The organism is Oscillatoria sp. FACHB-1407 (genome assembly GCF_014697545.1).
Classification (GTDB): domain Bacteria; phylum Cyanobacteriota; class Cyanobacteriia; order Elainellales; family Elainellaceae; genus FACHB-1407.
In genome coordinates, this window is the sequence record NZ_JACJSA010000059.1 from 1 (window position 1) to 6,307 (window position 6,307).

At 42.4% G+C, this 6,307-nt stretch carries 4 protein-coding genes; all 4 read right to left on the minus strand.

The features are described from left to right. Positions 1-902 precede the first annotated feature (902 nt). Positions 903-3,080: an AAA family ATPase gene (locus H6G89_RS34140; RefSeq protein ID WP_190514471.1), complete on the minus strand. Its 2,178-nt coding sequence runs from the start codon at positions 3,078-3,080 to the stop codon at positions 903-905. Then, a complete protein-coding gene (locus H6G89_RS34145; RefSeq protein WP_190514472.1) occupies positions 3,058-3,549 on the minus strand; it encodes a hypothetical protein in 492 nt (163 codons plus the stop codon). Before H6G89_RS34145 ends, H6G89_RS34140 begins: the two co-directional genes overlap by 23 nt. A 103-nt stretch (positions 3,550-3,652) precedes the next feature. Continuing rightward, on the minus strand, positions 3,653-4,129 hold the full coding sequence (locus H6G89_RS34150; RefSeq protein WP_190514473.1) for a hypothetical protein: 477 nt from the start codon (positions 4,127-4,129) through the stop codon (positions 3,653-3,655). Further along, positions 4,113-6,029 carry a hypothetical protein gene (locus tag H6G89_RS34155; protein WP_190514474.1) on the minus strand — a complete coding sequence of 639 codons (1,917 nt, stop codon included), beginning with the start codon at positions 6,027-6,029 and terminating at the stop codon, positions 4,113-4,115. Before H6G89_RS34155 ends, H6G89_RS34150 begins: the two co-directional genes overlap by 17 nt. Positions 6,030-6,307 lie beyond the last annotated feature (278 nt).

Genomic DNA, 6,307 nt, shown 5'->3' on the forward strand with positions numbered 1-6,307 from the left:
GATTCACCTGCCTTAACAGCAGTCTCAAAGCTAGATATATTGCCGTGAAAGGTTTTCAGGCGATATGACCCTTTTTCGTCAGAATCGTTGCCATACCCCAAATTGATGTTTGATGTATTTAGTCCAGGAGTGAAAGAGATTGGGATATAACCTCACAAATTTGCTTTTTTAATTGTCAAGGTTCAGAAAGATTGATGCCTAGAGAAGACTCTTCCAATAAGGATGAGCCATTAAACCAAATGATTTAGTCTCGCTTGCCTCTAAAAGGTTCTGGAGAGCTTTACGTCAATTGCTTGAATCATGTTTGCTTGAAGTTGCGATACGGAGCATTCGCATTGTTTTTCCCCTCTTTACTACCGTAATACAATTTATACTACAACGTACTACAAAGAGTGTCAAGGGTATTTCAGAAATTCCAGGTAGGTCTTCGATGGACATCCTGTTCACTCCACTTATCCGATTTGAGTCAGGCGAGAGCAACACAACAGTAGTGGGAGCAACCCAAGAACTTTTGAGTAGAAGTGGGTGATAGGTAGTCAATATTGCTTGAGAACTGTTGCTTGCTCGTGCGATCGCCAACCTTGCCTTTAATTCCACTCATCACTACTAAACTTCCTGGTATTGTTCAGAACGAAGAGTAGCCCAAATCAACAGCCAACGGTTCTGCACCATTGCATGGTTGTGAACAGAATTGAGCAGGCTTGCCCTTTGCAACAATACCTTACAGTGGTGCTAATTTTTTAGCTTGCGGCAGTGTCGTGGCTGTCCCACTACAGACCCCCTCGGTCCGAGCAGTTAACTGTCTAGTATTCGATATCATTTGCAAAGCAAACAGATTTGAACTTTTAGAGGCGGTCGGTGATGGGCACACCTCAATCTACTGACGTAGTGCTACCACTTTGTTAGAAAGATAAACCTACTTGGCGTAAGGTAACTGTCGGAGGATTTCTCACCGCCTCATTAAATGCCTGCCTGTCTCCCACAAAAACGACCTGTTCAGTAGCTCTAGTCAACGCTGTATAAATCAGTGTTCGATCCAGTAGTTTGCTCCTTGTAACCGGCACAACAACACGTCTGAACTGACTACCTTGTGCCTTATGGATTGTAATGGCATAGGCTAATTCAATATTTCCAAGATCCTCATTCAATAAATCGATCTTACGCCCATCAAAATTACAGATCGCGCAGCATGAACTACCGCTATCTATATTAAGACCGCCTGGGAAAACCCTCTCAATACGTCCAAGAGAGCCATTAAACAACTGACGCTTGTAGTCATTGACGGTATAAATGATTGGATCAGATTCAGCTAAACCCCAGTCCTTCAGTTGGGGTTTTGAACCAACCATGAGTTTATGAAAAGTTTGGTTAATTGCCTCAACACCTACCAAGCCTGATTTTGTTACACCCAGAATCTGTGTTTCGTTAAAACCATCTAAATCTCGTAAAACCCTAACAAGGGTTGCAATAATCCCTGACTGAGCAGACTCAATAAAACTGATTCCTGTTCCACTACCTTCATAGGAAGACAGTTCTGGCACGGTTCCTTGACGCACCAGCCCAGCCACTTGCGGAATCCCTGTTGATGCAGCTTGTCTATGAGTTTGAAACAATTCTACTGTTGGTACTGTAGGGCTAGTGGCAAGGACGTGGAACACAAGCCCTGGTCCGATCGGAGGAAGCTGATAGGGATCGCCTACAAAAACCAATCGAATTCCATGTGGTAATGCTCTAATTAGTCGGTATGCCAGCAACAAATCAAGCATGGAAGACTCATCAATAACGATTAGGTCACCTGCCTTGGGTACTAACTGTTTCTGCTGCATAAAATTCAAAAAACCAACGATGGTGCTTGCACCGTGCCCGGTCATCTCCCGAATTCTCTGGGCTGCACGACCTGCCAATGCTAACTGATGCACGGTCATCCCCATTGATTGAGCGACTTGGTGAATGACTCTAAGAACGGTTGTCTTTCCAACTCCGGCTCCACCCTTCAAAACACTCAGAGGCTGTGTCACGGACATCTTTATAGCAGCACGCTGTTCGCGATTTAACTTGATGCCTTCAAGTTGCTCAAATTTTGCTAGCTGTTTTTTGATTTGTGCTTCGGCTGAGTTGTCCTTAAACAGTGAAAGTTGACCTTCCTGATTCGTCTTTAGCAGTGACAAAAAGTAATTAACCAGGTATTGCTCCATTACGGCGCACCCCAATGGTTGGTAACCTTTAACCACATCTCCAACGATCGCCTTCTCTCTCAGTGCTAACCCGATCGCTTCTTGCGCGATTTTCTCACTAACCCCTCCTAACAGATGCATAATACCCTGCTTCAAAGTAGTTGCATGTGTTAAAGTGTCTTTGCGATTATCGAGCCGTTCGTAGGTATAGGCTTCTGCTGCGGCTATCAAACGCCTGCGATCGTTCCACTGCACATCCATTTTGGCAGCCAATCCATCCACAATTTTCCAGGACATCAGTATCAGGAGACGGTACGGATTCTCCTGAATCTTCTCAACTGCCTTTTCACCCCAGTACTTAATAATTTTATTCGCTAGCTTCTTATCAACTTTGTACTGGTCAAGAAAAGTGATAACACTAACTTCTTGAAAATTCTTTTGCCATGCACCAATAAGCTTTTCAGCCGTTTCAGCCGATAAAACTTCTCTGAGAGCCTCAACGTCACCTGTATCTAACAACAGACGCAAATCATCACCGTAGATCTTGTAGAGCTTTGAAATTTTGACCTGCCCAACCCCAGTTCCTCTAAAAACCGGGTGTGAACAAAGGTAGTTTATTAGTAACTGCCCTGTTGGCTCAATAACTCTGCAATGTTCAGCCTGGAGTTGTTTCCCATAGTTCTGATGGATTCTAAATTTCCCTACGATTTGCCAAGTCTCGCCTTTTACTGGCACACGTGGAATGCAAGCGTGATTTGCAACTATACGCACCCACCTACCAGAGGAATCAACACCTGTGAAGATGGCACTACCACTGAAACCAGGGTGAACTGTAGATACAGTTACAGTGACTGTAATATTCTTTCCTTCGTCAGAATTTGCATTAGGGGATGTAGCGACGTCCATTAGTGGTAATAACCTCTTCAAAGATCGACGCTTGCTGTAACCGTACCTCTAACTCGCTCACTTTTTGCCTGAGACTTTCAACCTCGGCCGTTTTGACTGCCAGTTTTGCTTCTAACTCCTGAATATATCGCTCGCTCGTGTCCAACTGCTTTTGGGTATGCGCTGCCTTTGAATATCCAGCAGAATGGTTCGTAGAGGTAGGCTCTATCTGTGGCTCCAGATTAAGGTCTTGAAAAGCTTGTTCGACAGCCTCACGAGCGGCTTGATTATTGTAGAAGACCTGTCTATTAAATCCACATGCTAGAGCAATGGCACTATAATTCGGCTTACCGTCGCGCAATGGAATAAATTGCTTTTGCAATTTTAGTTCATCTAAATACTCTCTGACTCGTTGAACATTTTCTCTGCCAACCTGCTGTCCATTCTTCTTAAATTCCGTTGGTGACTCAGCATCTGGTCTTATTACCATAAATATCCTTTCTACATCTTACTTTAAGTTCTTTTGTAGAGAGACGACTAGTAATTCTGATTGGGAAAACTGATTTGTTAATCATTGTCAGCAATAACAGAAGTTAATTTCCTTCCATTCTTTTCTTCACTCTATTAATCTCATCACTGAGTTTTCTATTCTGATCCTGCAATTTACTGATGCGGATAAGAAGTCCCATGTTCTCCGTTAGAGCATCTCGCTTTTCTTGTTCCAAATCATTTTTCGTTTGACGCAACTCAGCATCTTTATCTCGTTCAGTCAAATGTTTTGAAGCTGCTAAAGGTTTAGAGCTTTTAATTCGCTTCAAAATATCCTTATATCTATCCTTATTATCATATAGAGGATTATGGCTATGCCCTGCCTCTTTAGCAACGTTTCTGATAGTGATTTTGCAATACCCTTTAGCAGCAAGTTGCGCTTGAAGAGAGGGGTGTTGCGGAATGCCTTGAATCAGGCGATCGAAAGCAGCTTCGTAATCGCGCTCCATCGCGTCCATCCGAAGTTCATACTGCGATCGGTGTTGGTCATCAATCTCATTTTGTCTACTGGGTTTTGGCATTAAGCTTTTCCCTCGACAGGTTGAACATGTTTATGACGTGCTGACACTCTCGAACGCGGGCTTGAACTGGTGCTTTCTGAAGTTCAGAAGCACCTGCGTTGTTTAATTGAGTAAGCAAGGCTAAATTTTTATCTAACCGGTCTTGCCACCAAGGGATATGTTTTTCCTCCACCATCAAATTTGAACATCCTGCACAAACACTAGGTCCACGTTTTGCGTGATCAGGTCCCTTTTGAGAACCCTCGCACTGAGAACTCTCCTGGCGGTACATACACCACCCCCATTCACACGAGTGGATAGACATACTACTATCTTCAATAATCCATTGAATCTCCTCCTTAGCATCTTTGATAGTCATCCCTCGAAAATGAGCTTTCAAAGCAGTATGCTTCTCTATCAATTGCTCACCCATACGACCAGCAACAGGTCTACCTTGCAAGAGTACTTGAATTAAAATGTCAGCCGTTTCTGCACGAACCATTTCATCAATCAGTTCTTCAAGTTCAAAATCATTGCCGATATAACCTCGATCGGTCATCGCAATTGAAAGGTGTAGGAAGTGCTGAGATAAAGCCGATAATGCTGATTTGTCTACCATAGCCACAAAGCGTGCCAATGTTTTTCTCCATTGATGACTTGTGAAGTGCCACTCGCTTGGCAGGGCAACATACTTCTGATTAAATTCGTCTAATCGCTTAGATAGGACGTAAAAGCTCATTTCACTCAATTGCTGTTTAGCCATTGGGAACCCGCCTCCCCATCCAAACACTAAAAAAAGTTTGGAAGATTCGCTTTTTTTACGCCAAGGAGCAAATATTTTTTCAAGTATTTGAACAGCTTTTACGGCAGGTGGTACATCATAAGTACCAGTTAAGCGTGCCCCTGCTACCCATCGCACACCTTGTTTACCAGTTTTAGAAGTGCGACCTACTAAATAAAATACTTCTAAAAGACCATCTATGCTGGGAACAATTTCAACACAGCCAACCATTAAACTTAGTAACTCATGAGCGCGCATTCCTACAGTACCAAAACATGCATTAGCACAAGCATCTATTAAACTATCAACTAGTAAGCGTATTTGAAGAGCATTAGTTATTCTTGTGTGCCAAGGTGAGGAGGAGCCAGGATAACTAGAAAACTCAAACTCCTTAATATCCTTATATTTGGAGTTATACACACGCCGTCCGTTAGCATTTATTGTAGATGTGTCAAGATACATCTGCAAGAGGCGAATAATATCTTCTGATCGCCACTCTATCCATTCCAAAGTATGTTGAAGAGAAGCTAAAGCAATTTGGTCAGGAATATAGGGAATCCAACTTTCCTTTCTCCCATTTTTTTTAGCTATTTTGTATACAGATTGTCCTCCAAAAGGTTCTTCTTGTATAGCATCTGCTAGTTTATTACGCTGTTGATACAGGTAAACCAGTATTTTCAAATATTTTGCTAATACTCCTTCTGTTAGTCTGCTCTCAGTCTGATTTTTGCGAATTTGACATACATGTTCCCAATAATTTTCACAGGCTGTAGAATCAATTTCAGAGAATGAACTGTAATTATTGCTAACCATCCATCTAATTAGATTGAATAAGCAATACGACTCCTTCTTAAGAGAGAGAGGGCTAGCAAAATTTGCTTTGGCAGGAGGATCAACTTTAAGAGACCATATAAATCGCTTCGCCGCGTCTAGTAAATATTGATGCTGCTTGTCCAACAAATTTGAGTCATCAGGTAAAATAACTGACCATCTGATAGTCAACTGACTATCTGGGTAACCTGATGGACCGTCATCAAGCACCCATTTCTCATCACACCAGTAACTCCGGTGAGAGATTTTTTTGTCAACTAATGTTGAGCTTGGAAATTGGTGAAAATTCATTGTTTCGGAGTGAGTCATATTACTCTATCTCAGGTAGTTGACTCAGCAAAAGTAACATTTCTTTTGCTTCCGCAAGGACAACTGGATCTGTAAATCTAGGTAACAGATCAGCTTGAATAATTTGTAATTTCGGCTCATAAAACAATGCAAATCTTGTTGGGTGAATCTTTGCTCGCCCTTCAATCAAGTGAGATTCTAGTGGTCTGCCAAATCAACTTTGCCGGGTTCAATCGTAGGATATAGTCGCCCTAATTTAACTCGCGCATCAGTCGTTGCGAAACGCCAATTCACCGTTG

What these genes read in the sequence shown, in the direction of transcription:
- H6G89_RS34145 (WP_190514472.1), bottom strand. Translation starts at nt 3,549, where the DNA reads ATGGTAATAAGACCAGATGCTGAGTCACCAACGGAATTTAAGAAGAAT.
- H6G89_RS34140 (WP_190514471.1), bottom strand. Translation starts at nt 3,080, where the DNA reads ATGGACGTCGCTACATCCCCTAATGCAAATTCTGACGAAGGAAAGAAT.
- H6G89_RS34150 (WP_190514473.1), bottom strand. Translation starts at nt 4,129, where the DNA reads ATGCCAAAACCCAGTAGACAAAATGAGATTGATGACCAACACCGATCG.
- H6G89_RS34155 (WP_190514474.1), bottom strand. Translation starts at nt 6,029, where the DNA reads ATGACTCACTCCGAAACAATGAATTTTCACCAATTTCCAAGCTCAACA.